The sequence below is a fragment of the Streptomyces albofaciens JCM 4342 genome (assembly GCF_008634025.1).
Lineage (GTDB): Bacteria > Actinomycetota > Actinomycetes > Streptomycetales > Streptomycetaceae > Streptomyces > Streptomyces albofaciens.
Genome location: NZ_PDCM01000001.1, coordinates 3,178,447 through 3,202,514, shown reverse-complemented (window position 1 = coordinate 3,202,514; position 24,068 = coordinate 3,178,447). Strand labels below are relative to the sequence as shown.

The window sequence follows — 24,068 nt, the reverse complement described above, 5'->3', positions numbered from 1 at the left end:
GGCTCCGAGGAGTGATGGGCTAAGCGGTCGGAAGTGAGCAGCTCAGATGAATGCCAAGACGTGGACAGGCCTCCGGGCTGACGCATGGGTCGCGGTGAAACAAGGTGCGGGCTGCGCAGGCCAGCACCTCTTCCGGACGGTGGTGAGCGAGAAGCCCCTCAACCTGCGCTGCCAATGCTCGCAAGCGATCGTCTTCTCTCCGGCACAAGGCGTCGTCACGCTGTGGCCGACGTACTCGGCAGGCCGCTCTCCCCTGGCGGCCGCGGCTTGGCCGATCAGCGCTCTCACGGCCGGGCCGAGCTCGACGTTGAGGATGACCTGACCAGAGGGGCTGGGGTAGTGGGTGGTCAGGACATCGAGAGGCGAAACGTGTTGAAGTCGGCGGCGAACCGACTTTAAGGCGCGGCCTGGCGTTTTGGCCGGGTGGACGGTCATCAGCCGGGTGCGGTCGCTGTTCGTCCCGAGTGGCAAGGTGCGGCAGGCTGGGCGCAGTTCGCGGTGCGTGACCGGTTTGGTCAGCAGGAGTTCAACCACGTGATGGGTCATGGTCGGGCTCCGTGCCGAGCAGGGCCTCCCGGACGGGGTCGGCGGCTCCCGACCGGCAGGCGACTCTGGATGTGTGCGTGGTGGACGAGAGGGTCGAAGGGCTCCCACTCGGCCATCGCCAGGTCTGCGGCCGAGGGGACGGCGGCGTGGACGGAGCAGCGCTGCATACGCCAGCGCAATTGTTCCTTGTAGGGCAGAGCAGCCAGGTCGTACAAGGCCATGACCTGTGCCGGGAAGGCTAGTTGGCCGCGAACGGCCGTCGTGGGAACCAGCTTCCAAATGCCGGCCGGGCTGTCTGAGGTGAGCAGCGTCTGGGTACAGCGGTCGCGGTGGCGCGTCTGGGCGACGCATTGGATCTTGTCCACGGGATGTGCTGCTAGGTAGTGAACGTAGAGAAGTTGGACGATGGGCCGCGCCGGTCGGCATGCATCTTGGGATGGCGCTGCACTGTCCGTTGTCACCGAAGGTGCGAAGGCGCCGGCATCGATCAGGCGACGGGTGCGAAGAGCCAGCTCCCGTCGCAGGCCAACCAGCCCGGAGGCCGACGGGAGGGCCACTGCTTCGCGTGCGGGACAGATGACGGCATGGGCCAGACGGCACCATGCCGTGCCGTCCCCGGCAGGGTGAGCGATGCCCGAGCTGACGTGCCAGCGGAGGTCGACAGGCACACCCGCTGCTGGTAGTTCCCCAGGGTGCAATCGAATAGATCGGTCGTCACCGCGGGAGTACCGCTCGACCGAATTGCCGCATTCACGGCAGCGATCGCGCTGAGCGCAGCGCAGAAGCCGACTGGGCTGTCAAGAGCCACACGCAGCGATCGGGCACGACAGGCGGCGAGGGGGCTACCGTCCCAGTGGCGACGGGGTCGTGGTGAGGGGCGCATGCCCGTGAAGGTGCCAGGCAACACGCCGCATGGCCCGCGCCTAGGCCGCCTTCGTCCCCCAGACGGCCGCAATCGCTACACGCGCGTTCGATCACTCGCTCACGCTTTCGCGCGGCGTCGCCGGTTTGGGTGGTTGCCTCAGGTCGCCTCAGTGGGCCGTGAACCCGGACATCGCCCGGGAGGCTCGTGGTGGCCGCACAAGGCGCCGAAGAGCTGATCGAGTGGAGTGCTCAGTGCGTGAGCGAGGGCGTGCCACGTCTTCAGAGTGCCGATGGTGCGCCCTTGCTCAATCTCGATCAGAGTCCGCCTGGCCAGTCCGCTCCGGGCGGCCAGCTCGTCATAGGTCCACCCGCGCACTGCCCGCAGCCGAGCGAGTTCCAGGCGCAAGGCCTCGAAGTCGGGGTCGGGCGGGAAGATCGTCACCAGACCATCCGACGGTGCAGACACCTGCCCTGTCAGTGCAGACCTCTGCCCTAATTTGGGACAGGTGGCCACAACCGAAGGGCAGATGCCTGCACTAGCGTGTGCGCCCGATTCCGGCCCGCAGAGGCCGGTGCGAGCGAAGGCGGGAGGAAGGCACACGCCATGAGGCTCTGCTTCACACGTCCAGGAGTCAGGCGCACCTGGACGGTGGAACTGCGCCCGCAACCTGGCGGGCCAGTCCTCGTTTGCCAGCAGTGCACCCACGGCGAGCGGCGACTCATCGGCTCCACGGCCCGGGCAGAGGTTCTTGCCCACCTGGGCTGGCACGCATCTCGAAATCTGCTGCCGTCACATCTACGGACATGTCAATGCCACGAGCGAGGATGCAGCTGGCACTCCCGTCACCGCGGATGTCAGGGTCCGATCCGGCTTCTCCTGAGTCGCGAGGGCGGCGGGCGCCTCTGGCGTCTTACGGACGCATGCGCCGCCTGTGCGGCCGCAACCTCCCAAGCCGCTATCGTTCCGGACACGATCCTGGCCACTGCGGATTCGCCTCGACGGCAAGCAAATCCACGCCGCAGGCGCCACCCCAGAGGACCCGACAGTCAAACCCGTGTGCGGGAAATGCTGAACTACCTTGCCGCCACCCTGCCGACCGGGACAGGGGCCGAGGCAAGATTGATGGCCCTGCAGTTTGCGCTGCGCATGAACAACAAGGCCCAAGCCAAGATCCCCCGCGGGGTGCTGCGCAGCCTTCGCCTCGGCGCGGCACCGCAGGGCTGGGACGAACTGTTGCAAGCAGGGTGGCTGCTCCGCCTTCCGCCCAAAGGCCCTGCACTCGAGGTCCAGCTACTCGACACGACCCTGCTCACGCAACATCCCGCCCGCCCAGATCGGCTCCGCGCAGCCGACTGGGCTCTGCGCACCGCCTGCCGCCCCCGGGACGGCTTGGCGCCTCTCCCTCTGCTCGCCACTCTGTGCCTCGCGGCTCATTCCGCCCCTGGCGAGGACAACGGCACTGCCAAAGCAGAATTGCTGGCGCGAGAGTGCGGGACCTCTCTTCGTGGGCTCACCGTCACCCTCGACCACCTGACGACCAAGCAGGTCCTGAGGTCCTGGCACACCGGCGCGACGCCAGAGGATCTGTGCTGGACGCTGACGGAATCAGTCCGCGATCAGTAAGCACCCCACACTTGATCAACTCACCAGGCCGAGATTGATCAAACGGAAGCCCATCGCCGAATCGCTGACCTCAAAGCGTGCTGCCAGCGCGGCAGCGCTGCGATCCGGGTCCTGGCGGACTACTGCGGGCAGTCGCTGAAGCTCCGACCGGACAAGGTCAGCCGGCATCAGCAAACTCGCAGCAAAGGCGTTCGCTTCGATCTCCTCACGGTCCGTCGCCGTGCTTGAGGTCTTGTCCCGAAGATTGACCCGCACGGGCCGGTCCAGCACCACTTCGCGTCCGGGATGCAGAAGCAGATGGCCGAATTCATGGGCGATCGTGAACCGCTGACGGTGAGCGGAGTGGGCGTCGTTGACGCCCACAACAGGGGATCGGCCGTCCTGACGCACGAGCATCCCGGAAACATCCCCGTCCTTGAACGTGCTTCGGGAGAGCACAACCCCGAGATGGGCAGCCAGACGTTCCACATCGACGGGAGCGACCACCTCACCCGCCTCCGCCAGAAGGCGACCGGCAGCCTGCTCTGCCCGCCTAGCCACGGCCTTCCTCCTTCTGTGCGTTGGCCAGCACGTCCTGCGCCCAGCCGCGTGCATCCTCGGGTAGCTCGTCCAGGACGTCCGAGCGCCCGTCCGGTGACGGCAACAACGACTCCGGCTCCACCCGCAGCGCGGCGGCGAACTCGAAAAGCATGTGCAGCGCGATCCTCTGGCGCCCCTTCTCAATGTTGCTGATCGACGTGCGATTGAGACCCACGGCGTTGCCCAACTCCTGCTGGTTCACCCCAAGGGCGGCACGCGCTCGTCGGACCCGATCGCCGAACACCTCATAGAACTCGTCCATACGTTCGTATCCTCTCGCACCCCCGGGCAGAGTTCCAGTCTCACAAACGCTGTTGCTAAAACTGGAATCACTATGGTTTGCTGGACCGGAAACACTGGGGGCCACGAGTACAGAGAGGTACCGATGGTTCGAAAAGAGTCCCTTGCGTCGCTCCTTGATGAAGGACGTCGCAAGATCCAGGTGACCGATCACGAACTCGCAGAGGCCAAGCGCCGACGCCGGCTCCTGGCAGCGTCAGTACGCCGGGCCTTCCCCGGCTCCACCACCTATTTCAACGGGAGCGTCGCGCACGGCGACGCCAACACCCCCCTGACCGACGTCGACCTCGGCGTCGTCCTCACCAAGAAGGACGCCGAACCATACGGCCCGGGCAAGAAGAGTGCCCTCCCCCTCATGGAGATCGCCCGCGACGCGATCCACAACGACCTCGACGACGAATTCGACAAACTCACCATCGAGATCGTCGGCCGCCGCCGCGCCGTGCTCGTACGCTTCGGCGACCCGGTCACACAAGGGCAGACCGATTTCACCGCGGACGTCATGACCGCGATCCCTCACCCCTCAGGCTGCGGGCTGTACATCCCCAACACGAAGATCGCGGCCCAGTGGGACCGCGCCGACCCGATCACACACACCCAGATGGTGCTTGAGGCCATCACGGACACCAAGGTCGTGTTCGCCCGCACTGTACGACTGCTGAAGCACTGGAACGGCACCCACAGCAAGCCCATGTGCTCCTGGAACATCAAAGCCCTATGCCTTGAGTGCCTCAACGAGCCCATGCCACTGATCAATGCGCTGCAGGATTTCTTCACCTACGCGGCGGACGAGATTGGCAGAGGGCCCACAGCGGACCCTGCTGGCGTGGCCGACCCCATCCCCCTGAACATGCCGCGCCGTGAGGTGCACAAGCGACTGTGTACCGCCAGGGACTACGTCGATCTCGCAATCGAGCACGAGAAGGCCGGACGTCCCCTCAGCGCGCAACACGCCCTCCACCAAGTCCTCCCGGAACTCGTGCCGGACGCGGACTGTACGGAGGAGGAAGCGGACCGCCTCGCGAGGACCGTCCGCTCGGGCGGTACGGCCGCATCCGGCCTGGGCCTCTCCACCGGGCTCGTCACGCCCACCCGAGCCTGGGGAATCTGACGCCATGCCAGTCTGGTACGGGGCCCAACCAGCCTGGTGGGCCCCACTGGAACGGGACGCCCGGCGGCGCTTTGGCGACTCCCTTCGGCACACCTACCACCGCAGCTCGCTAGCGTACGACCTCACGGGCCTTGACGTCATAGGCGAGCCCGACCCGATCGACATCCGGATCCGCTTCTACGAGCAACCGCCGTACTCGACGTACGGCCAGCGCCCCCAGGACTTCCCACGCGTTCACGCCAAGCCTGGGGCCCCTTCGAAACACCGTTACTCGAGCGACGACGCCCTCTGCCTCTGGCATCCGCTCGACCCGGACGAAAGACGATGGACAAGTTCCAAGGGCCTTCTGGACCTTATCGAGGTAGTCCGCACACACTTGTTCCTCGAACACTACTGGCGGCTCACCGGCGGTGAGCCGAACGGCCGGTGGTTGGTTGAGGATGCGCCTCACGGCTTGCCGAGGAGTGCTGTGTGGAACTCGTCGCGGCGGCGGAGGCGACAGGCGGTAGCTGGACCTGGGCCCAGACTGCCGCGCTGATCGTCCCGTGCATCGCTCTCGTCGGCGCCTTCCTTACGTACGTCCTCAACCAGGGTGCCGCGCGAAGGGAACGACGGGCGCGGACCTTCGCCGAAGCTCTGACGGCGGTCGAGGAGTACCTGGAAATGCCGTACCGCATACGGCGTCGGCCCGATTCCTCGGCCGGCGTACGGCAACAGCTCACCGACGAGGTCAGCGGCCTTCTGGCGCGTATGGCCTTCCACCAGGCGTGGCTCCAGATCGAGGCATCGGCCGTCGCAGGCCCCTACTCGACCCTCGTGGCCGCCGCGCGAGCGGAATCCGGCGCACAGATGAGCCTCGCCTGGCAGCAGCAGCCAATCACCACCGACAGCGGCATGAACCTCGGGACCGCCTACTCACGTGAGCGTTCCAATGCCGCCCGAGCTGTCTGCATCGAAGTGATGCGCCGTCGCCTTTGAAGACCGAAGAGCGAGACGACCCAGCACAGTTGGCAAATCAGCATGCTTATTGGCAAACGGCCCCGATGTCGCTCCGCAGTAACTCTGCGAAGCGATCAGTTGTGATCAACTGCTGCGGGAAGCCGTACGAGCTGATGATCTGGTGCGGTGAACTCCAAGGCCGCCGCCCAGGTCCGTTCCGACGTATGCGTCCTGGATGAGCTGATATCGCCGTACGGGAGCCCGGATGAGGCACGTACGCCCGTCAAGCGCCGCTCCCGCAGCGGCAACACCGTCTTCGACGACCACGGGCCCCGCATCCACCAGGCCCCAGGCTGATCCGTGCGGCGCCCGCTCGCACAACTGCCCCGGAGCCTGTCGCCGCTGCCCGACGAAGACCTTCACGGCTTCATCCTGCGGCTCGCCCACCGCCTGGACCTGAAACCTGTCGTCCTTCTGCAGCACACCGGGCTGATCGGCCCGCGCAGCAACTCCGCGCCCGCGCGCCGGATGTTCATGCTGGAGAGAGACGTACTCGCCGCATTCTGCGCTACCACTGGCATGTCGACGCAGGAGGCGGACGCGCTCACCTTCAAGCCCCACGTCAACAGCTACCCGCCCGTGGCCGAAGCCCTCCTGGGCATGCGCGGCCTGTCGCCCGCTCCCCGAGGCGTCTTCCCCGTCTGGCTCCTGACGACATCGACACGCTACTGCCCCTCCTGCCTCGCCGGCGACGGCTCGGCCATCCAGCAACGCCACGGAGGATCCTGGAAACTGGCATGGCGGATGGCTGCCAACTTCGCCTGCCTGGAGCACCGCTCCTTTCTTTTGACCACCTGCCCCGCCTGCGAGCTGCCGGCACTGATGATCCGAGGCAACTCACGCCGTCTGATCGTCGAGCCGCATCTCGACCCACTCCATCCAGCCCAATGCCGCAACGTCGTCGACCCCGGACAGGGCCCCTGCGGCGCCCGGCTCGACACCATCGATCTCACCGACAGCGACATCCCGTCGGACAACCTGCTCGACTTGCAGCAACGCCTTCTGCAAGCCCGCCCCTACGGCGCCCACCGCTCACTGGACCCTCTGGCCGGCCACAACCGCATGACGGACCTCCTCGTTCTGGCCGCGCTCATCCGCGCCACCTGGCCCCTGACGGCCAACCTGGCACCGAGCGGCCCGCTCACGCAGGCCCTCGATCACGACCTCAGCCGATCCGGGCCAGCTCCGTCTCTGAGACTCTCCACCACCGCCCAGACACGATGGGACAGCGACGTCTTCTCGGCCCGGGGCACAGCCGCCCTCCTGGCCATCTCGGCGCGGATCCTGAACCTGCCCCTGCCGGAACTCCGCCTGGAACTCGGTCGGCTCATCGCCGAACTGCCTCCCCGCGAGATCCCCGCCTGGGGCCACACATGGCTGACTCTGCGGCGCGACAGCTCTCCGTTGTTCCAACACGAAGTCTTCCAACTTCTCGATCAGCGGTTCCCCCGGCCGCTGCCCACCCAGGTCGCTCTACCGGGGTTCCTGCACATCCGCCGACGTAGCTACTCCCCGCAAGCCATCCCCCAACGCCTTCCCGAGGAATGGACGGAGATCATCGCGGCACCGCTCGGACTCTTGGGCCGCTCGCCCGCGAACGTCGCGACCCGCAGGGGCCTCGCAGCCCATCTCGTCCAGGCAGCGATGGGTATGTCACTGCAAGAGGCAGGGGCCTACCTCGGCATCCCTCCGGATTGGATGGGCTCCTGGGGGAGATTCCGGCCGTTGGAGGAGCGCCTGCACGGACGCCGAGCAGACCTACCCACCCTGTTCCAGCGCTTCACCGACCATGTCGCCGATCAGCCGCCGGTGGACTACCACGATCGGCGAAAGCGCTTCGCGAACTGGACACTCCCGGTCTCGGAGATGCAGAAGATCACGGAGAACTACCCCGGCAGGCGTCGAACCATCGCCGCCGGCTCCAAGAAGGCATCCCGCATCCGCGTCGGCTTCTCCGCCCTGATCTGGTCCCGCCTCACCGGTAGCGAGTGGCGTTTGGCGCCGGACTTGCAGCCACTGCCCGTAGGGGGAGTCGCTGTGATCGACGCCGCGGTCATCTCGTCACTCCTGCACCAACGTCCGGACCACCCCTTCTACGCATACCTCCACGACCTCCTGCCGGACTACGCCAGCGCAATCCTCGGAGGGGGAGATCACCAATGATCAATGTTGGTCAATGCTGCGGGGCCGTCGTCCGGAGCGGCGGCGTATGACGCTGCTGCCTGTCCACGGTGCGATAAGCGCGGCGGCCACCGAGACGGTGGCGAGAAGGAAGAAGAGTAGTCCGTAGCTGCCGAGAGGCACGACCAGGGCGTCGCCGGCGAACGGCGCGAGGGCTGCTGCTGTGTGCGGAGAGGCGGCCGTATCGCCCGTCGAGACTCGGCGCAGCTCATCAACGCACCGGCGCTCACTCACAGTCAACCTCCGCGCTCATGATCCGCCAACTATCCCTCTCAAGATCTGCCAACAAGAATTCTCCAAGCCCATGTGACCTGCACGGCTCAGACCAAGATCCGCCAACTAAAATTCTCGGTCACAGCGGAATCCCGGCAGCCGGCCGGACCGTCACATCGGGAGCGAGAACAAGCGCACCGTCCCTGTGGGCCAGCGCGCTCCGTCGCGCAGGGGCGTCACCATGGTGTGCAGCGGCATGGGGACGAGGCGGGCTTCGGGCTGTTCCACGAGGACGTCCGCCTCCAGCAGGTGCCAGCCGAGGCGCTGGTACAGCGGCACGAGGGGCGGCCGGCAGAACAGGAGGGCGTGCTGCGGGCCCATGGTGCGGGCGTGTTCCAGTGCGGCCGCGACGACGCGTCGCGCCAGGCCCTGGCCCTGCATATCGGGCGCGACGGCCACCCCGCCGACACCCACCGCCTCGGTCGCGACGTCCCCGATCAGCACGGGCAGCCGCAGCAACCCCGCGTGGGCCACGAGCCGGCCGCCGCTTCGGATGCCGAAGTGCTCCTCCTTGGGCAGAAAGGCCAGCCCGGTCCCGGCGACGCCGAAGGGGTCGTCGCCTTCGCCGAGGATCTCCTGCTGGTCCGTCTTCGTGTACCGAGGGAGGCGTATGACGGGTGATGGGTTCTCAGCCATCCCCACATGATCGCCAACTCAGCCGAGCGTGCCGCGGCTCAGCCCGTGGGCGCGGCGTGCGGGTCGACACCGTCGGCCGTATCGACAGCCGCAGGGGCACCCGTATCGGCGTCGGTGCCGGCGCCGGTAGCAGCGCCGGCACCGTCAGCCGAGGGCCACACCGCATCAGGGAAAAGCGCGGCGTCCGAGTCGCTGTCGGGCAGGAGCGTCGCGAGCAGCTGCTGTGCCGTCCTCGCGTGGTCGAGGGCGCGGGGCAGCATGACGCTTTCGTATACGTCGAGGGCCCGGTCGATGGTGGGGTGATCGATGACGGAGCGGGCCAGTTCGGCGCCGTCGAGCAGGGCGAGGTTCACGCCGACGCCGATGGGCGGCATCAGATGGGCGGCGTCGCCGAGCAGGGTGACGCCGGGGACGCGCCGCCACGCATGGGGAACGGGCAGGACGAACATGGGCCGGTTGACGAATGCGCCGTCGTTGGCGCGCAGGATGTCCAGCAGGCTCTCGTCCCAGCCCCGGTACCGGGCGAGGAGGCGGGCGCGTACGGCTTCGGTGTCGGCGAGGTCGAGACCGGCGTGCCAGTCCAGCGGCCCGCGGAAGGTGATGTAGCCGCGGACGTGCCCGTCGCTGTTGCGTTGCAGCACCAGGCTGCGGTGGCCCGCCTTGGCCGACATGGTGCCGCTGCCGACCAGGCGGGCGATGCCGGGGCGCCGGCGGTCGACGTCTTCGAAGCGGACTTCCACCATCGTGACACCGGTGTAGGCGGGGCGGGCGCCGGAGAGCGCGGGGCGCACCCGGGACCAGGCGCCGTCGGCGCCGACGACCAGGTCGAAGTCCTCGGCGGTGCGGTCCTGGAAGTGGAGGCGGGCCAGGCCGCCGGTCAGCGGAGTGACGGCGGTCGCACCGCGCCCCCAGCGGACCGTGCCGGGGGCGAGGGAATCGAGGAGAAGCGCGCGCAGCAGGCCACGGTCGATCTCCGGCCGGCTCACATCGCCCTCACCGGCCCGGTCATGACGTATCAGGTGCGCGTGACGGTCGTACAAGCGCCACTCCTGGCCTTCGGGCCGGGACAGCGCGAGGAACCGGTCGAACACTCCGGCCGCACGCAGGGCGGCCTGACCCGTTTCCTCATGGATGTCGAGCGTGCCGCCCTGCGCGCGGGAGCCGGCGTCGTCCTCCCGCTCGAAGACCGTGACCGGCACGCCGTGCCGCTGCAGGACGCAAGCGCAGGCGAGGCCGCCGGGACCGGCGCCGACGATCGCGATGCGAGGGGTGGTGGGCATGAGGACGTGCTCCGTTCTGTGGAGGCATTGCGGTACGGGGACGCGCCCCGGGCCCCGGGAGCGAGGCCCCGGCGAGGGGAGACCAAGGTCCCGGCAAGGCGAAGCCAGGTCCCGGCGAGACGACACCAGTACCCGGCGAGGCGAGGCCCCGGCGAGGCGACTCACAGAAACACATCCGCTTCAAAAGTACAACTGATCCGACTTTTGATCCGCTTGCTTTGACGTGTCGATCGCCTTTACGTGCCGATCTCTTTTACGCGCTGCTCGCCTTTACGATCGGATCACCCGTCGTGGGCTAAGGTGGCACCATGGCCGACACGACCACAGGGCGCCGCGAGCGCAAGAAGGCGCAGACCAGGCAGGCCCTGGCGGACGCCGCGGTGCGGCTGTTCACCGAGCGTGGGTTCGACGACGTCGGCGTCAGGGAAGTGGCGGAGGCGGCCGACGTCTCACTGAGCACGCTGTTCAAGCACTTCCCCAGCAAGGAAGCGCTCGTCTTCGACCTCGACACGGACATCGAGAGCGCGCTGGTCGCCGCCATCCGCGACCGAGACCCGGGCAAGCCCGTCCTGCACGCCCTGCGCGACCACCTGATGCGGACCCGCACCGCCGCGCGGCCCGACGACCCCACCTTCGTCCTCGTCGAATCCACCCCCGCCTTGCGGGACTACGCCCGGCGCATGTGGCTGCGCCACGAAAAGACGCTGGCCGGCGCCCTCGCAGAGGCGACGGGACTCCCCCCGGACGACCTCGCCCTCACCGGCCTGGCCCGCTTCGCCCTGGAAATCCCCAGTCTCGCCCGCGCGAGCGACGACCCGGCGAGGGCGATACGGGAGCTGTTCGCGCTGCTGGAGGACGGGTGGGTCACCACCCCGCTGATGCGGCGTGCGGAGCGCTCCGGTGAGGACGCATAACCGCGACCGGGCGCACGTATCGCGGTCGGGGGCGTACCGGAACGTCAAGAAATCCTGATCGTTCTCCTGGCGGACATGGCAGGCTGACGCGGTGCTACCCGAACTGACCCCGCTCTTTCTGGCCTGGGACGAGGTGGACCCCGCCCGTCATCCCTTCGACAGCGCGTCGGCCGCGCACGTCGTGCACTCGCTGGGGCCGGCCCGGTGCGTGCCGCGCCGCCCGGACCTCCCGCTCAGCGATATGACACTGATCCGTTGGAGTCGCGGCGAGGGCACGTCCTGGGCCGACGCCATGTCGTATGCCCTCGTGCGGCACTACGGACCCTGGGCCATCGGCTGGCGCTGGTCGCACGACGAAGGGGACTTCGACGGGGGGCCGGTCGGTAGCTGGTGCTGCCCTCGGGATTCGATCAGCACTCCGAAGGAGACGCTCGCCCGGGTCGTCGCGGCGCTGTGCGAGTGGCGCGGGTGGGTGGAGACTCTGGTCGGGTGGTTCGAGGCGTACCCGTTGGAGCCGGCCGCGATCGAGGAGCAGCGGATCCTGTGGGAGCGCGCGGCCCGCAACCTGATCCTCCAGGTGAGCGACCGCACCGGTGCCGGCAGTGGCTGGCACGGGCACTGCAAGCAGGTGCTCACCTGGTTCCTCGGCTACTGGGGGTTCGCGCCCGACGTGGCGGAGGAACTGGTCGAGCAGGCGATCGGCGGGCGGTTCGAGAGCTGGACCGCGCCCGGCACGGTGCTGGTCGACGATGTCGCGGAGCGGGTGGCGCTGTCGCTGCGGCCACAGTACGAGGCATGGTCCGCCGGGCCCGCGCCGGACCACCTGGAACGCTGGCTGGCGGTACGCGAGATCGTGCCGTGGCACGAGGACCCGGACGGCGGTGTGGACGGGCCGGTGCTCCCGTCGAGTGACGGCGCGGCCGAGGACATCCGTTCCTTCGACGGCGCCGTGGACCCCGCCCGCGCCGAAGGTCTGCTCGCCGCCCTGGAGATGCTGCGGGCCGACGCGGCGCGCGGCGCCCCGCTCGACTTCGAACTGCTCCGTGGCTGGCAGAAGCACGTACTGGGTACGCCGCACCCGCCGCCGTTCCGCAGCGCTCCCGCTTTCGCCAAGAGGGGGCGGGAACGTTACGGCATAGGCCCGGACACCCGTGCCAGGCTCGACGCCTGCTTGGCCGAGAGCGGACCGGGCAGCAGCAGCGGGCCGGGCGGCGGAGGCGCACCGGACGGCGGAGGCGCACCGGACGGCGGGCAGCCCCTCTCCCTGATCGCCCGTGCCGCACGTGCCTACCTGGACGTCTGCTTCTTCCACCCCTTCGACGACGGCAACGCCCGGTCCGCCTTCCTCACCCTCGTCTACGTCCTGGCCCGCGAGGGCGTCGCGCTGGACTCGGTGTTCCTGGTGCGTCGCGTCGCCTTCCGCGCCGACGACCCGGAGGACGCGCTGACCCTCGTCCGGTACGTGGACAGCCATGTCGTGGGAACCCGGGAACGCGCGCGGAGCGCCCACTGAGCGAACCGCGCGCAGCGCCTGGTTTGCGGTTTCCGCAAAGAACTTTGCGGGCTCGTGGCGGGGAGCGGCACATTGACCGCGGAGGTGGTCATGATGACCCAGCAGTTTCGGCCCGCCACCGGGCCTGTCGGCATACAGGAGAGCGCCGAATCCTGGGACGCGATGTACCGCAGCCGCGAGCAGGTCTTCAGCGGCGCGCCCAATCCCGTACTCGTCGGCGAGGTCACCGGCCTGCCGCCCGGGCAGGCGCTCGATGTGGGGTGCGGTGAAGGCGCCGACGCGCTGTGGCTGGCCCGGCGCGGTTGGCAGGTCACCGCGGTCGACGTTTCCCAGGTCGCTCTGCGACGCGCCGCCGCGACGGCGGCGGACCTCGCCACGGACTTCGCCGACCGGGTGGCGTGGGCCCGGGCCGACCTGACCGCGACTCCACCCCCGGCCGAGGCGTTCGATCTGGTGTCCGTCCAGTACTTTCCGCTCCGGCGCGAGCCGGACCACACCGCGCTGCGCGGTCTGCTGAGGGCCGTCGCGCCCGGCGGCACCCTGCTCTTCGTCAGCCACGACCTCAGCGGCCTGGCCCCGCGCCCGGAAGACGGCTTCGACCCCGCCGACTACTACGAGCCCGACGGCATCGCCCGGCTCCTGGACCCCGCTGACTGGAGTGTCGAATCCAACGAGACCCGCCCCCGGACCACCCCGCCCCCCGCCGGCACCCACCACACCCACGACACGGTGCTACGGGCGCGACGGGTGCGGTGAGAGGCGCGTCCCGAGAGGCGCGCCGAAGGGGGCCGGGACAATCCGGCCCCGGAAGCGCGAGCGGCCCTGCCCGCCCCCGCGCCTCTCCTGCTCCCCGCGCCTCTGCTACTCCCCGCCCGTCTCCCGCTCCGCCCGCTTCTCGCGCTCCTGCTTCTGCTTTTCCCTGATCCGCACGGCTTCCTTGCGGACCTCGGCCTGGGTGGCGCGCTCCTTCTGCAGCCACTCGGGGGACTCGGCCTTCAGGGCCTCGATCTGTTCCGTGGTGAGGGGCTCGGTGACCCCGCCGCGGGCGAGGCCCGAGATGGAGACGCCCAGCTTCGCGGCGACGACGGGGCGCGGGTGGGGGCCGTTGCGTCGCAGCTCCCGGAGCCACTCGGGCGGGTCGGTCTGCAGCGCGTTCAGCTCGGCGCGCGAGACGACACCCTCCTGGAACTCGGCGGGGGTGGCTTCGAGGTACACACCCAGCTTCTTCGCCGCGGTCGCGGGCTTCATCGTCTGGGTGTTCTGGTGCGACGTCATGATGTCAAGGGTATCGATCGTGTGCGCCACCTCTGACCACGACCGGTAACCTGGCGGAGTGACAGGCTCGGAAGAAACCCCTTCGTTCCGGCTCGCGTACGTCCCGGGGGTGACGCCCACCAAGTGGGTGCGGATCTGGAACGAGCGGCTGCCCGGCATTCCCCTCACGCTCGTCGCGACGCCCGCCGCCGAGGCGTACGACGTGCTGCGGGACGGCGGCGCCGACGCGGGTTTCGTACGGCTGCCGGTCGACCGTACGTACTTCAGCGCGATCCCCCTCTACACGGAGACGACCGTGGTCGTCGTCCCGAAGGACCACCTGTTCACGGCGGCCGACGAGATCACCGTCGAGGAACTGGCCGACGAGATCGTGCTGCACCCCCTCGACGACACCCTCGGCTGGGAGCGCCCGCCGGGGCAGCCCGCGTTCGAGCGGCCCGCCACGACGGCGGACGCGATCGAGCTGGTGGCGGCGGGCATCGGCCTGCTGGTCGTCCCGCAGTCGCTGGCCCGGCTGTACCACCGCAAGGACCTCAAATACCGGACGCTGACGGACGCGCCCCAGTCGCAGGTCGCGCTGGCCTGGCCGGAGGAGCGGACCACCGACCAGGTCGAGGACTTCATCGGCATCGTCCGCGGCCGTACGGTCAACAGCACCCGCGGCCGTGCGCGTCCCGAGGCCACGGACCGGCCGAAGGCCCGGCAGTCCGGCAAGGGCGGCGCGCGCCAGAAGGCCGCCGGCGGCAAGCCGGCCGGCAAGTCCCCCCGAGGTCCTCGGGGCGGCTCCGCCACGTCGAAGTCCGCGAAGGGCCGCAAGCCCCGCCGCCGGTCGTAAGCGACATCACGGGGGCGGTGGCGCGGGGCCTGCCGCCCGGCACCGGAGGCGCGGGGCCTGCCGCACGGCATGAGTGACGTGCGCGGCTCACGTCCCGGGCCGCACCGCCGCCCACCCCCGTTCCAGCAGCGCGAAGATCTCCTCGGCGGCGCGCTTGCGATCGGTGTACCGCTGGGCGAGTTCGCGGGATTCCAGGGCGAAGTGGGCCAGTGCGGCGCAGGCGGGGTCGTCTTCCGGGGCGCCGGCCTCCTGGGCGATGGCCCGCGCCAGGGCCGTTTCATGGCGCATCCACATGCGGTGGGCGTAGTCGCGCAGCGCCGGGGTGTCGGCCACCAGGCGGGCGAAGGGGGCGAAGTCGTGCTGGGCGGCTTGGTCCTCGGTCAGCAGGACGTAGTCGCACAAGGCCTGCGGGACCGACCGGCCGGGCGCCCGGTCGCGTACGGCGGCGACGAGGGCGGCCTCGATGTCGTCGTCCAGGTCGAAGACGAGCGCTTCCTTGCCGGCGAAGTGCTTGAACAGGGTGGTCACCGAGACATCCGCGGCGTCGGCGATCTCCTTCACGCTGACCTGCTCGAAGCCGCGTTCGAGGAAGAGTTCCAGCGCGGCGTCGGCCAGGGCCTTGCGGGTCCGGGCCTTCTTGCGTTCGCGGCGGCCGACCGGGGCGTCGCTGTCGGCGGGGGCGGGGGGCTCGATGTGCGGGGCGGGTCCGGTCATGAGGGGAGGATAGCCCGCCGCTTAGCCAGTTCGAAAGTTTAGTGATTGCGCTTTTTTAGTGGCTGTGCTTTTTTGGAGAGGCGTCGGACGAGCGGTCCGGCGTCCTGATCACCCCTGGAGGGGAATCCATGAAGCTCACCCGTGACGCCCGCGTCGCGATCGTCGGGGGCGGCCTCGGCGGCCTCGTCTGTGCACGCGTCCTCCAGCTGCACGGCCGGTCCGTCACCGTCTTCGAACGCGAGACGGCCTTCGACGCCCGTCCGCAGGGCGGCACACTCGACCTGCACCCGGACACGGGCCAGGCGGCCCTCCGCGTGGCGGGCCTGCTGGACCGGTTCCACGCCCTGTCCCGTCCCGAGGGCCAGGAGTGGCGGAAGGTGGACCACGTCACCGCGGCCGCCCAGGAACAGGAGTGGCCCCCCGGGGACGAGGGCGCGGGTGTGGAGGACCGTCCGGAGATCGACCGAGGGCACCTGCGCGGGCTGCTGCTGGACTCGCTCGCGCCGGGGACGGTCCGCTGGGGAAGCGCCGTCAACAGCGCGCTGCCCCTCGGTGACGGCACCTGCCGCCTGGAGTTCGCGGACGGTGCCACCGAGGACTTCGACCTGGTCGTCGGCGCCGACGGCGCGTGGTCGCGGGTCCGCCCGGCCGTCTCGGAGGCGCTGCCCGCGTACACGGGCGTCGCCTTCATCGAGACCGGCTTCGACGACTGCGATGTGCGCCATCCCGAACTGGCGCGGCTGGTCGGCCCGGGCACGCTGGTGGCGGGGTCCGACTCGTCGATCCTGTTCGCCCAGCGGAACAGCAACGGCCACATCCGCGCGTATGTGGCCTTCCGGGCCCCGCAGGACTGGCACACGGCCGCCGGGGTGGACCTGGAGGACAGGGCGGCGACCCGCGCGTACCTCTCGGAGCGGCTCGACGGATGGGCCGAAGGGCTGCGTTACGCCCTGCTCGACGGCGACCACGACTTCGTCAACCGCCCCCTGTTCGCGCTGCCGGTACCGCACGTCTGGGAGCACGTGCCGGGTGTGACGCTGCTGGGCGACGCCGCGCACCTGATGCCGCCCCTCGGCGTGGGCGCCAACCACGCGCTGCTCGACGGCGCCGACCTGGCTCAGGCGCTGGTCACCGAGGAGCGGGTGGACGACGCCGTGCGGGCGTACGAGGAACTGATGCTGCCCCGCTCCTCGGAGCTGGCCAAGCAGTGCGCGGAGGGACTGCGGCATCTGGTGCCGTAGGCGGGGGGCGCCGCAGACGGGGGGCGCCGCAGACAGGGGGCGCCGCAGACAGCGGGTGGCCGGTCGGCCGGCGGGGCCTCAGTAGCCGGTCGGCCGTACCAGCCCGGTCTCGTACGCGAAGACCGCCGCCTGGGTCCGGTCACGTACGCCCAGCTTGACCAGGATGCGGCTCACGTGGGACTTCACGGTCTGCTCGGCCACCACCAGGCGGTCGGCGATCTCCGCGTTCGACAGGCCCTGGGCGATCAGGCACAGGACCTCGGTCTCGCGTTCCGTCAGATCACCGGCACGGTCCTTGAGGGGTGGCCGTGGCGCGGCGGTCATCCGGGAGAACTCGGCGATCAGGCGTTTGGTGATGTTCGGCGCGAGCAGCGCGTCGCCCGCCGCCACCACCCGTACGGCCTGCGCGAGTTCGGCCGCCGAGGCGTCCTTGAGCAGGAAGCCGGACGCGCCGGCGCGCAGCGCCTCGTACACGTACTCGTCCAGGTCGAAGGTGGTCAGTACGAGGACCTTGACGGTCGATCCGGCGGCCTCCGTGAGGCGGCGGGTGGCCTCGATGCCGTTGAGGCCGGGCATGCGGATGTCCATCAGGACGACGTCGGGGGCGAGTTCGGCGGCCTTGCCGAGGGCGTCGAGTCCGTCCACGGCCTGCCCGGCCACCTCGATGCCGGGTTCGGCGTCGAGCAGCACCGTGAAGCCCTGCCGGACCATGACCTGGTCGTCGGCGATCAGCACGCGGATGGGGGTCGTCATGGGGTGGCGTCCTCGGTGGGGTCGGCGGGCGGGTGGGGAGATGGCGTGGGGGTCGGAATGGGAGCCGGAGTGGGGGACGGATCGGGTGCCTCGGCGGGGGCTCCGGTGGGGGTTCCGGTGGGCAGGACCGCGGTCACTTCGTAGCCGCCGTCGGGCGTCGGGCCGGTGGCCAGTTCGCCGCCCAGCATGGCGGTGCGTTCGCGCATCCCGAGCAGCCCGTGGCCGGCGCCCGGGGAGGCGGTGACGGGCCGGTCCGGCGCGGTGTTGGTGACGCGGAGGGTGAGGGCGGCCGGGCGGTACGCGACCGCCACCGCGACGCGCGCGCCCGGCGCGTGCCGCATGGCGTTGCTGAGCGCTTCCTGCACGATGCGGAACGCGGACAGTTCGACGCCCGGCGACAGCGGGCGCCGCGTTCCGGTGACGTCGGTGGTGACCGTCACCCCGGCGGCGCGGACGTTGCCGACCAGTTCGTCCAGCCGGTCGAGCGTGGGCTGCGGGGCGTGCGGCGCGGTGCCGTCCCCTGCGTACTCGGGAGTACCGTACGCGGGGGCCTCCTCCGACCGCAGCACGCCCAGCACACGGCGCAGTTCGGTCAGCGCTTCCACTGCGTTGGCGCGGATGCCCGCGAGGTTCTCCTTCAGCGCGTCGGACGGGTTCTCGGCCAGGTACGGGGCGACCTGCGCCTGGATGGAGATCACCGACATGTGGTGGGCGACCACGTCGTGCAGTTCGCGGGCGATCCGGTTGCGCTCCTCCAGGAGTGTGCGGCGGGCCCGTTCCTCCGTGGTCATCCCTTCCTGGGCGACCAGTTCGGTACGGGCCACCTGGCGGCCGCGGAGGGCGGCGCCGACGATGGTGGCGGCGACGAGGACGGCCACGACGAGACCGATGGAGGAAGCCCGGAGCGGAGCGCCGAGCCGTACCGCTGCGACCCCGCACACCAGGCCGGCGAGAAGGGTGACCCCCAACGCCCCGGCCGCCGCGCGGAAGCGCAGCCGCAGCGCCAGCAGCAGGAGCACGACGGCCTGAGCGGCAAGCCCCGCAGCCGTCCAGGGGTAGAGCCCGCCCCGGTCGACAGGGAACTCCCTGATCGCCGCGGGGCCTGCGCCCGGCCACGGGTGCAACCCGTGCCGCGCGGCCCCGTATTCCACGCCCACCACGACGACCACCATCGCCGCCGTCACTATCCACCAGGCCACCACCGGCCGAAACGCCGCCACGATGAGCGCCAGCCCCTGCACGACACCGAGCAGCAACGCCGACCGCTGGCCGAACCCGTCCATCCCTTGATAGAGGAGGTCGTTGACGCTCAACGCACAGAGGAACGGCGCACCCAACGCCAACAGCAGCACGATCACCGGCTGCCAGATCAACCACCCCGGCCGCTCCCCCGGCGGCGGCCCCACCGCCCCCGCCACCAGGTCCTCGCGTAGCGCGCGCGGCAGCCCCTTCACGGCTGTGACCAGCCGCTTCCTCGCCCACGTACGGGCGCTCGCCCCGTTCTCCCCCACAAGCTGCACCTTATGCACCGTGCACCGTCTCCTTCCGGGCGGGCCGCCCTTCGTGTACCGACGTCGTTCCGGACGGCTTCCGTCGCTCGTGCGTCTCGTACGCCTCGTGTGTGCGGAAGGCCGCCCAGCAGATCAGAAGCGCCACCGCGAACACCGGCAGCCAGGCGATCCGGGCCGCCACCCAGACGGCGCCGTCGGGCGCGGTGTGCAGGCCGGGCAGCGGGTGGCCCGCGAGCAGGCCGGTCGCGGTGACCGCCATCAGGGCGGTCTGGTGCCAGAGGAAGACGGTCATCGCGGAGAGGTTGAGCAGCGCGACCGCCGCCCAGGCCGCGGGCCGCGTGAGGAGCCGCCGCAGCGGGTCGCGCAGCAGCAGGGCCGCTCCGCACTGGGCGAGGCCGAACGTGACGGCGGCCAGGGTCGGTGGGTCGAGGTTCGAGACCGCGGCGCCCGGTACGCCGACCATCGAGGCCGGGTATCCGGCGTACTCGACGAGGAGCGCGGTGGCGGCCGCTCCCCCGGCCAGCAGCGCCCAGCCGGTCGTACGGCCCCGAAGCCCTTTCCGCGCCCACAGCGCGCCCAGGCAGTACGGGACCAGCCAGCCCGCCGCCACATTGACCCAGCCGAGCGCGTCCGGCCCGCCGAGCCCGAACCGTATGACGTCGATGTGCAGGACGACCGCCAGTGGCCACAGCGGGTGCACCTTCGCGACCAGCGGAGTGGCCGCCGTGAGCGCCGTGAGGACGAGCAGGAACCACAGTGGCGACCAGACCAGCTTGAGCAGGGTCCGTACGGTCGCCAGGTCCGTCCCCGAGGCCAGCAGCGCGCCCGCCACCACGGCCCACAGCGCGAGCAGGGCGACGACGGGCCGGTAGAACCGGGCGATACGGGTGCCGAGCCACCGCCCGTACGAAACGCCCCGGGCGCGGGCCGCCGCGTGACTCCGCGCCGCCACGTGCCCGCCGACGAGGAAGAACACCGCCAGGGTCTGGAACAGCCAGGAGACCGGCGCGAGTTGGGGCAGGTGCTGGAGCGGACTGGCACCGCGTACGGTTCCGCTGTCGGCGACCAGCGCGGTCACCAGCCAGTGCCCGAGCACGACGCCGAGGATGGCGGCGGCCCGGAGCGCGTCGACGGCGCGGTCCCGGCCGGGCGGTGTGGCGGTGTCGATCCGCCGGGCGAGGCGCCGCAGGCCGACCCGCCGGAGGGCCGAGGCACTACGCACCGTCGCTCACCGCCGCGTACTCCCCCGCCACAATGCGCGCGATGTTGCGCAGCGGCACCGAGCCGGGCTTCAGATAGTCGCCGTGTCCACCGGAACCGGCGTCGAAGAGCCGGGCGCCGAACGCGCCCGATACCGGGTCCGTCCCGAACCCGAGGGTCGCGAACGGAAGGTGGAGCCGTATGTGCGGCACGTGGGCGACCCAGTCCCCGGTGCTCCGGCCCGCCCACACGGTGGCCTTCGTGTGCAGGTCGCGGACGGTGTCGGCACCGGTGCCGGGGCTGCCGTACAGGACGATGTCGGCGACCGGGAGGCCCGCGGCGGCACGGGCGCAGGTGACCGAACCGTACGAGTGGCAGAGCAGCGAGACGCGGGCGGCAGGCTTGGCGTCCCTCAACTCGTCCAGGAAGCGCACCAGTTGTGGGGCCGATGCCTCGGCGAGCGCCGGGGTCAGGATGTCCGGGCTCGTCAGGCTCGGCGTCGCGTGGCCGAGCCAGGCGACGACGGCCGACCGGCCGCCCAGTTCCCGTTGCAGCGCCACGGCTTCGGAGCGGAAGCGCTCGTACGTGTCGAGGTTGGTGTCCGAGCCCGGCACGAGGACGGCGATGCGCTCGGCCCGCGCCAGGTCGCCGACGACTTCGGCGGTCCGGCCGCCGTCCCGGCCGTCGAAGGAGAGGAACTGCCGCGACGGCGCCGCCAACGCGCGCAGCGTGGCGGCACGCGCCCGGTCGCCGTGGTGCGCCGCCGCCCGCTCGGCCGCCAGGATGCCGTCGCGGCCGGCGGCGTAGCGCTCGGCGAGGGCGGCGGGGGTCGCGGCGGTGAGCGGCGCGAGGGCGGCGGGTTCGGGTGCCGGTACGGCCGCTGGGCGGGCCGCGCCGGACACCGGTACCGCCACCGAGGCGGTGACGAGCGCGGCGATCAGGGCGCGGTGCAGGCGGCGGGCGCGTGGGCGGGTCGCCATGTCGGGGTCCTTCCGTACCGGGTGAAGTGCGGGCTGCGGTACGGAATGTAGGGATCACGCCACGTGGTCGGCGTCCCGCCGGGGAGCGCACCCGGCGTCTGGCTCCTGAGTACTACGGGTAGGGGGCGGCCACGGAGAGCGGAACGGGTCCGCCCCGGCCGGGCGAAGGTGCCGGCCGGGGCGGACCCGTGCGGGTGGCGCGGCGGACGGTGCGTCCCGTCCGCCGGTGCCGGAATCAGCTGCCGAGGGTCGCCAGCGCGTCGTTGAACGTCTGCGACGGGCGCATGACGGCCGCGGCCTTGGCCACCGAGGGCTGGTAGTAGCCGCCGATGTCGGCCGGCTTGCCCTGGACGGCGATCAGCTCGTCGACGATCTTCTGCTCCTGCTCGGCCAGCGTCGCCGCGAGGGCCGCGAAGGACTGGGCCAGCTGCGTGTCCTCGGTCTGCTTGGCCAGCTCCTGGGCCCAGTACAGGGCCAGGTAGAAGTGGCTGCCGCGGTTGTCGATGCCGCCGAGCTTGCGGCTGGGCGACTTGTTCTCGGCCAGGAACGTGCCGGTCGCGCGGTCGAGGGTGTCCGCGAGGATCTGGGCACGCGCGTTGCCCGTCTTCTGCGCGAGGTGCTCGAAGCTCACCGCGAGCGCGAGGAACTCGCCCAGGCTGTCCCAGCGCAGGTAGTTCTCCTTGACCAGCTGCTGGACGTGCTTGGGCGCGGAGCCGCCGGCGCCGGTCTCGAAGAGGCCGCCGCCGTTGATGAGCGGCACCACCGAGAGCATCTTGGCGCTGGTGCCCAGCTCCAGGATCGGGAACAGGTCGGTGAGGTAGTCGCGCAGCACGTTGCCGGTGACGGAGATGGTGTTCTCGCCGCGGCGGATGCGCTCGACCGAGAACTTGGTCGCCTCGACCGGCGACATGATCTCGATCTGCAGGCCCTCGGTGTCGTGCTCCGGGAGGTACTGCTTGACCTTGGCGATGAGGTTCGCGTCGTGCGCGCGGTCCTCGTCCAGCCAGAACACCGCCGGGTCGCCGGTCGCGCGGGCGCGGGTGACGGCCAGCTTGACCCAGTCGCGGATCGGGATGTCCTTGGTCTGGCACATGCGGAAGATGTCGCCGGCGGCGACCGTCTGCTCCAGTACGGCGTTGCCGTCCTTGTCGAGGACCCGCACCGTGCCGGTGGTGGGGATCTCGAAGGTCTTGTCGTGGCTGCCGTACTCCTCTGCCTTCTGCGCCATCAGGCCGACGTTGGGCACCGAGCCCATGGTCGACGGGTCGTAGGCGCCGTTGGCCTTGCAGTCCTCGATGACGGCCTGGTAGACGCCGGCGTACGAGCTGTCCGGGATGACGGCGAGGGCGTCCTGCTCCTGGTCGTCCTTGTTCCACATGTGGCCGGAGGTGCGGATCATGGCCGGCATGGAGGCGTCCACGATGACGTCGCTGGGGACGTGCAGGTTGGTGATGCCCCGGTGCGAGTCGACCATGGCCAGGTCCGGGCCCTCGGCCAGCTCCGCGTCGAAGGACTTCTTGATCTCCTCGCCCTGCGGCAGCGACTCCAGGCCCTTCCAGATGCCGCCCAGACCGTCGTTCGGGGTCAGGCCGGCCTCGGCGAGCACGTCACCGTACTGGGCGAAGGTCTTCGGGAAGAAGGCGCGCACCACGTGGCCGAAGATGATCGGGTCGGAGACCTTCATCATCGTGGCCTTGAGGTGCACCGAGAACAGGATGCCCTCGGCCTTGGCACGGGCGACCTGCTCCTTGAGGAACTCGCGCAGCACGGCAACGCGCATCACGGACGCGTCCACGACCTCGCCCGCGAGGACCGGTACCGACTCGCGCAGGACGGTGGTGGAGCCGTCGTCACCGGCCAGTTCGATGCGCAGCGCGCCGTCCTCGGCGATGACCACGGACTTCTCGGTGGAGCGGAAGTCGTCGCCGGTCATGTGCGCGACGTTGGTCTTCGAGTCGGCGGACCAGGCGCCCATCCGGTGCGGGTTGGCCTTGGCGTAGTTCTTCACCGACGCGGGGGCGCGGCGGTCGGAGTTGCCCTCGCGCAGCACCGGGTTGACGGCGCTGCCCTTGACCTTGTCGTAGCGGGCGCGGATGTCGCGCTCCTGGTCGGTCTTCGGGTCGTCCGGGTAGTCCGGCAGCGCGTAGCCCTGCTCCTGGAGCTCGGCGATGGCCGCCTTCAGCTGCGGGATCGAGGCCGAGATGTTCGGCAGCTTGATGATGTTGGCCTCGGGCGTCTTCGCCAGCTCGCCGAGCTCGGCGAGGGCGTCGTCGATGCGCTGGTCCTCCTGGAGCCACTCCGGGAAACCGGCGATGATGCGGCCCGCCAGGGAGATGTCACGGCTCTCCACCGTGACCCCGGCCGTCGAGGCGTAGGCCTCGATCACCGGCAGGAACGAATACGTCGCCAGGGCCGGGGCCTCGTCAGTGTGGGTGTAGATGATGGTCGAGTCAGTCACCGGTGCTCCGCTCCACGTCTGCAACATTGCTCGACATCAAGATATCTCGTGATCGGGCCCTTACAGGAAGGGCCCTGCCCGTATGAGGTGGACGAGGCGGGGCGGGCGGGCCGGCGGCCTGCGTGAAGCCGCCGCCCCAAGCCGCCCGGCCGCCTCCCCAGCGCGTTCTCCCGGGCCGCCGTCCCGGGCGTCCCACTCTGCCCCACTCCCCCCGCGCTTCCCGTTCCGACGCCCTCTTCCTGCTGCCACCTGCTGGAGGAAACTTACAAAATCCAGCGGCC

Annotated in this window: 24 protein-coding genes; 10 read left to right on the top strand and 14 right to left on the bottom strand. The window is 70.3% G+C overall.

From position 1 onward, the window contains the following. Positions 1–42: 42 nt before the first annotated feature. The 3 genes from CP973_RS14405 to CP973_RS14395 all read right to left on the bottom strand — a co-directional run bounded on the left by CP973_RS14405 (position 43) and on the right by CP973_RS14395 (position 1,852). Positions 43–546: a hypothetical protein gene (locus CP973_RS14405; RefSeq protein ID WP_208853182.1), complete on the bottom strand. Its 504-nt coding sequence runs from the start codon at positions 544–546 to the stop codon at positions 43–45. Continuing rightward, on the bottom strand, positions 543–1,328 hold the full coding sequence (locus CP973_RS40830; protein ID WP_150243587.1) for a DUF6083 domain-containing protein: 786 nt from the start codon (positions 1,326–1,328) through the stop codon (positions 543–545). The genes CP973_RS14405 and CP973_RS40830 overlap by 4 nt, the downstream gene beginning before the upstream one ends. A gap of 239 nt (positions 1,329–1,567) precedes the next feature. Continuing rightward, positions 1,568–1,852, bottom strand: a complete 285-nt coding sequence (locus CP973_RS14395; RefSeq protein WP_150240774.1) for a helix-turn-helix transcriptional regulator — start codon at positions 1,850–1,852, stop codon at positions 1,568–1,570. A gap of 615 nt (positions 1,853–2,467) precedes the next feature. On the opposite strand from CP973_RS14395, the gene CP973_RS40825 reads away from it, so the two are divergent. Next, on the top strand, positions 2,468–3,034 hold the full coding sequence (locus CP973_RS40825; protein ID WP_244409491.1) for a hypothetical protein: 567 nt from the start codon (positions 2,468–2,470) through the stop codon (positions 3,032–3,034). Positions 3,035–3,049: 15 nt separating this feature from the next. Here the strand turns inward: CP973_RS40825 and CP973_RS14385 are convergent, their stop codons facing one another. Both CP973_RS14385 and CP973_RS14380 read right to left on the bottom strand, forming a co-directional pair. Next, on the bottom strand, positions 3,050–3,574 hold the full coding sequence (locus tag CP973_RS14385; RefSeq protein ID WP_244409489.1) for an ImmA/IrrE family metallo-endopeptidase: 525 nt from the start codon (positions 3,572–3,574) through the stop codon (positions 3,050–3,052). Then, positions 3,567–3,875, bottom strand: coding sequence for a helix-turn-helix domain-containing protein (locus CP973_RS14380; RefSeq protein ID WP_150240768.1), 309 nt, complete (start codon positions 3,873–3,875; stop codon positions 3,567–3,569). Before CP973_RS14380 ends, CP973_RS14385 begins: the two co-directional genes overlap by 8 nt. A gap of 180 nt (positions 3,876–4,055) precedes the next feature. Here CP973_RS14380 and CP973_RS14375 point away from each other — a divergent pair, with 180 nt between their 5' ends. From CP973_RS14375 to CP973_RS14360, 4 genes are all read left to right on the top strand, one after another. Continuing rightward, on the top strand, positions 4,056–5,024 hold the full coding sequence (locus CP973_RS14375; protein ID WP_208853181.1) for a hypothetical protein: 969 nt from the start codon (positions 4,056–4,058) through the stop codon (positions 5,022–5,024). Positions 5,025–5,495: 471 nt separating this feature from the next. Further along, positions 5,496–6,002, top strand: coding sequence for a hypothetical protein (locus CP973_RS14365; RefSeq protein WP_150240764.1), 507 nt, complete (start codon positions 5,496–5,498; stop codon positions 6,000–6,002). Between the two features lie 147 nt (positions 6,003–6,149). After that, on the top strand, positions 6,150–6,320 hold the full coding sequence (locus CP973_RS39990; protein ID WP_167538335.1) for a hypothetical protein: 171 nt from the start codon (positions 6,150–6,152) through the stop codon (positions 6,318–6,320). A 3-nt stretch (positions 6,321–6,323) separates the two neighbouring features. Continuing rightward, entirely contained in the window at positions 6,324–8,186 is a 1,863-nt protein-coding gene (locus CP973_RS14360; protein WP_150240762.1) for a TniQ family protein, read from the top strand. A gap of 402 nt (positions 8,187–8,588) precedes the next feature. Here CP973_RS14360 and CP973_RS14350 read toward each other — a convergent pair whose 3' ends face one another. Both CP973_RS14350 and CP973_RS14345 read right to left on the bottom strand, forming a co-directional pair. After that, positions 8,589–9,113: a GNAT family N-acetyltransferase gene (locus CP973_RS14350; RefSeq protein ID WP_150240760.1), complete on the bottom strand. Its 525-nt coding sequence runs from the start codon at positions 9,111–9,113 to the stop codon at positions 8,589–8,591. A gap of 38 nt (positions 9,114–9,151) precedes the next feature. After that, positions 9,152–10,393 carry an FAD-dependent oxidoreductase gene (locus CP973_RS14345; RefSeq protein ID WP_150240759.1) on the bottom strand — a complete coding sequence of 414 codons (1,242 nt, stop codon included), beginning with the start codon at positions 10,391–10,393 and terminating at the stop codon, positions 9,152–9,154. 308 nt (positions 10,394–10,701) lie between these two features. On the opposite strand from CP973_RS14345, the gene CP973_RS14340 reads away from it, so the two are divergent. The 3 genes from CP973_RS14340 to CP973_RS14330 all read left to right on the top strand — a co-directional run bounded on the left by CP973_RS14340 (position 10,702) and on the right by CP973_RS14330 (position 13,576). Further along, positions 10,702–11,307 (top strand): TetR/AcrR family transcriptional regulator, encoded by a 606-nt coding sequence (locus CP973_RS14340; protein ID WP_150240757.1) that lies wholly within the window; start codon positions 10,702–10,704, stop codon positions 11,305–11,307. A gap of 91 nt (positions 11,308–11,398) precedes the next feature. Continuing rightward, a complete protein-coding gene (locus CP973_RS14335; RefSeq protein WP_167538334.1) occupies positions 11,399–12,820 on the top strand; it encodes a Fic family protein in 1,422 nt (473 codons plus the stop codon). A 93-nt stretch (positions 12,821–12,913) separates the two neighbouring features. Beyond that, complete coding sequence (locus tag CP973_RS14330) at positions 12,914–13,576, top strand: class I SAM-dependent methyltransferase (RefSeq protein WP_150240754.1); 663 nt, start codon at positions 12,914–12,916, stop codon at positions 13,574–13,576. Between the two features lie 105 nt (positions 13,577–13,681). Here the strand turns inward: CP973_RS14330 and CP973_RS14325 are convergent, their stop codons facing one another. Then, complete coding sequence (locus CP973_RS14325) at positions 13,682–14,095, bottom strand: DUF5997 family protein (protein WP_150240752.1); 414 nt, start codon at positions 14,093–14,095, stop codon at positions 13,682–13,684. A 58-nt stretch (positions 14,096–14,153) separates the two neighbouring features. On the opposite strand from CP973_RS14325, the gene CP973_RS14320 reads away from it, so the two are divergent. Continuing rightward, complete coding sequence (locus tag CP973_RS14320; RefSeq protein ID WP_150240750.1) at positions 14,154–14,930, top strand: LysR family transcriptional regulator substrate-binding protein; 777 nt, start codon at positions 14,154–14,156, stop codon at positions 14,928–14,930. Between the two features lie 87 nt (positions 14,931–15,017). On the opposite strand, the gene CP973_RS14315 is transcribed toward CP973_RS14320, so the two are convergent. Continuing rightward, positions 15,018–15,644: a TetR/AcrR family transcriptional regulator gene (locus tag CP973_RS14315; RefSeq protein WP_150240748.1), complete on the bottom strand. Its 627-nt coding sequence runs from the start codon at positions 15,642–15,644 to the stop codon at positions 15,018–15,020. A gap of 128 nt (positions 15,645–15,772) precedes the next feature. Here CP973_RS14315 and CP973_RS14310 point away from each other — a divergent pair, with 128 nt between their 5' ends. Continuing rightward, on the top strand, positions 15,773–16,885 hold the full coding sequence (locus tag CP973_RS14310; RefSeq protein ID WP_150240746.1) for an FAD-dependent oxidoreductase: 1,113 nt from the start codon (positions 15,773–15,775) through the stop codon (positions 16,883–16,885). 78 nt (positions 16,886–16,963) lie between these two features. Here the strand turns inward: CP973_RS14310 and CP973_RS14305 are convergent, their stop codons facing one another. The 5 genes from CP973_RS14305 to CP973_RS14285 all read right to left on the bottom strand — a co-directional run bounded on the left by CP973_RS14305 (position 16,964) and on the right by CP973_RS14285 (position 23,787). Next, positions 16,964–17,638 carry a response regulator gene (locus tag CP973_RS14305; RefSeq protein WP_150240744.1) on the bottom strand — a complete coding sequence of 225 codons (675 nt, stop codon included), beginning with the start codon at positions 17,636–17,638 and terminating at the stop codon, positions 16,964–16,966. Beyond that, on the bottom strand, positions 17,635–19,149 hold the full coding sequence (locus CP973_RS14300) for a sensor histidine kinase (protein ID WP_150243580.1): 1,515 nt from the start codon (positions 19,147–19,149) through the stop codon (positions 17,635–17,637). The genes CP973_RS14305 and CP973_RS14300 overlap by 4 nt, the downstream gene beginning before the upstream one ends. Before the next feature lie 10 nt (positions 19,150–19,159). Further along, positions 19,160–20,371, bottom strand: coding sequence for an acyltransferase family protein (locus CP973_RS14295; RefSeq protein WP_244409487.1), 1,212 nt, complete (start codon positions 20,369–20,371; stop codon positions 19,160–19,162). Beyond that, entirely contained in the window at positions 20,364–21,329 is a 966-nt protein-coding gene (locus CP973_RS14290; RefSeq protein WP_150240741.1) for an alpha/beta hydrolase, read from the bottom strand. Before CP973_RS14290 ends, CP973_RS14295 begins: the two co-directional genes overlap by 8 nt. Positions 21,330–21,564: 235 nt before the next feature. Beyond that, the gene (locus tag CP973_RS14285; protein ID WP_150240739.1) at positions 21,565–23,787 is read right to left on the bottom strand and encodes an NADP-dependent isocitrate dehydrogenase; all 2,223 of its coding nucleotides are present in this window, start codon (positions 23,785–23,787) and stop codon (positions 21,565–21,567) included. Between the last annotated feature and the right edge of the window lie 281 nt (positions 23,788–24,068).

What these genes read in the sequence shown, in the direction of transcription:
- CP973_RS14380 (WP_150240768.1), bottom strand. Translation starts at nt 3,875, where the DNA reads ATGGACGAGTTCTATGAGGTGTTCGGCGATCGGGTCCGACGAGCGCGT.
- CP973_RS14405 (WP_208853182.1), bottom strand. Translation starts at nt 546, where the DNA reads ATGACCCATCACGTGGTTGAACTCCTGCTGACCAAACCGGTCACGCAC.
- CP973_RS14315 (WP_150240748.1), bottom strand. Translation starts at nt 15,644, where the DNA reads ATGACCGGACCCGCCCCGCACATCGAGCCCCCCGCCCCCGCCGACAGC.
- CP973_RS14325 (WP_150240752.1), bottom strand. Translation starts at nt 14,095, where the DNA reads ATGACGTCGCACCAGAACACCCAGACGATGAAGCCCGCGACCGCGGCG.
- CP973_RS14350 (WP_150240760.1), bottom strand. Translation starts at nt 9,113, where the DNA reads ATGGCTGAGAACCCATCACCCGTCATACGCCTCCCTCGGTACACGAAG.
- CP973_RS14330 (WP_150240754.1), top strand. Translation starts at nt 12,914, where the DNA reads ATGACCCAGCAGTTTCGGCCCGCCACCGGGCCTGTCGGCATACAGGAG.
- CP973_RS14345 (WP_150240759.1), bottom strand. Translation starts at nt 10,393, where the DNA reads ATGCCCACCACCCCTCGCATCGCGATCGTCGGCGCCGGTCCCGGCGGC.
- CP973_RS14305 (WP_150240744.1), bottom strand. Translation starts at nt 17,638, where the DNA reads ATGACGACCCCCATCCGCGTGCTGATCGCCGACGACCAGGTCATGGTC.
- CP973_RS14340 (WP_150240757.1), top strand. Translation starts at nt 10,702, where the DNA reads ATGGCCGACACGACCACAGGGCGCCGCGAGCGCAAGAAGGCGCAGACC.
- CP973_RS14290 (WP_150240741.1), bottom strand. Translation starts at nt 21,329, where the DNA reads ATGGCGACCCGCCCACGCGCCCGCCGCCTGCACCGCGCCCTGATCGCC.
- CP973_RS14310 (WP_150240746.1), top strand. Translation starts at nt 15,773, where the DNA reads ATGAAGCTCACCCGTGACGCCCGCGTCGCGATCGTCGGGGGCGGCCTC.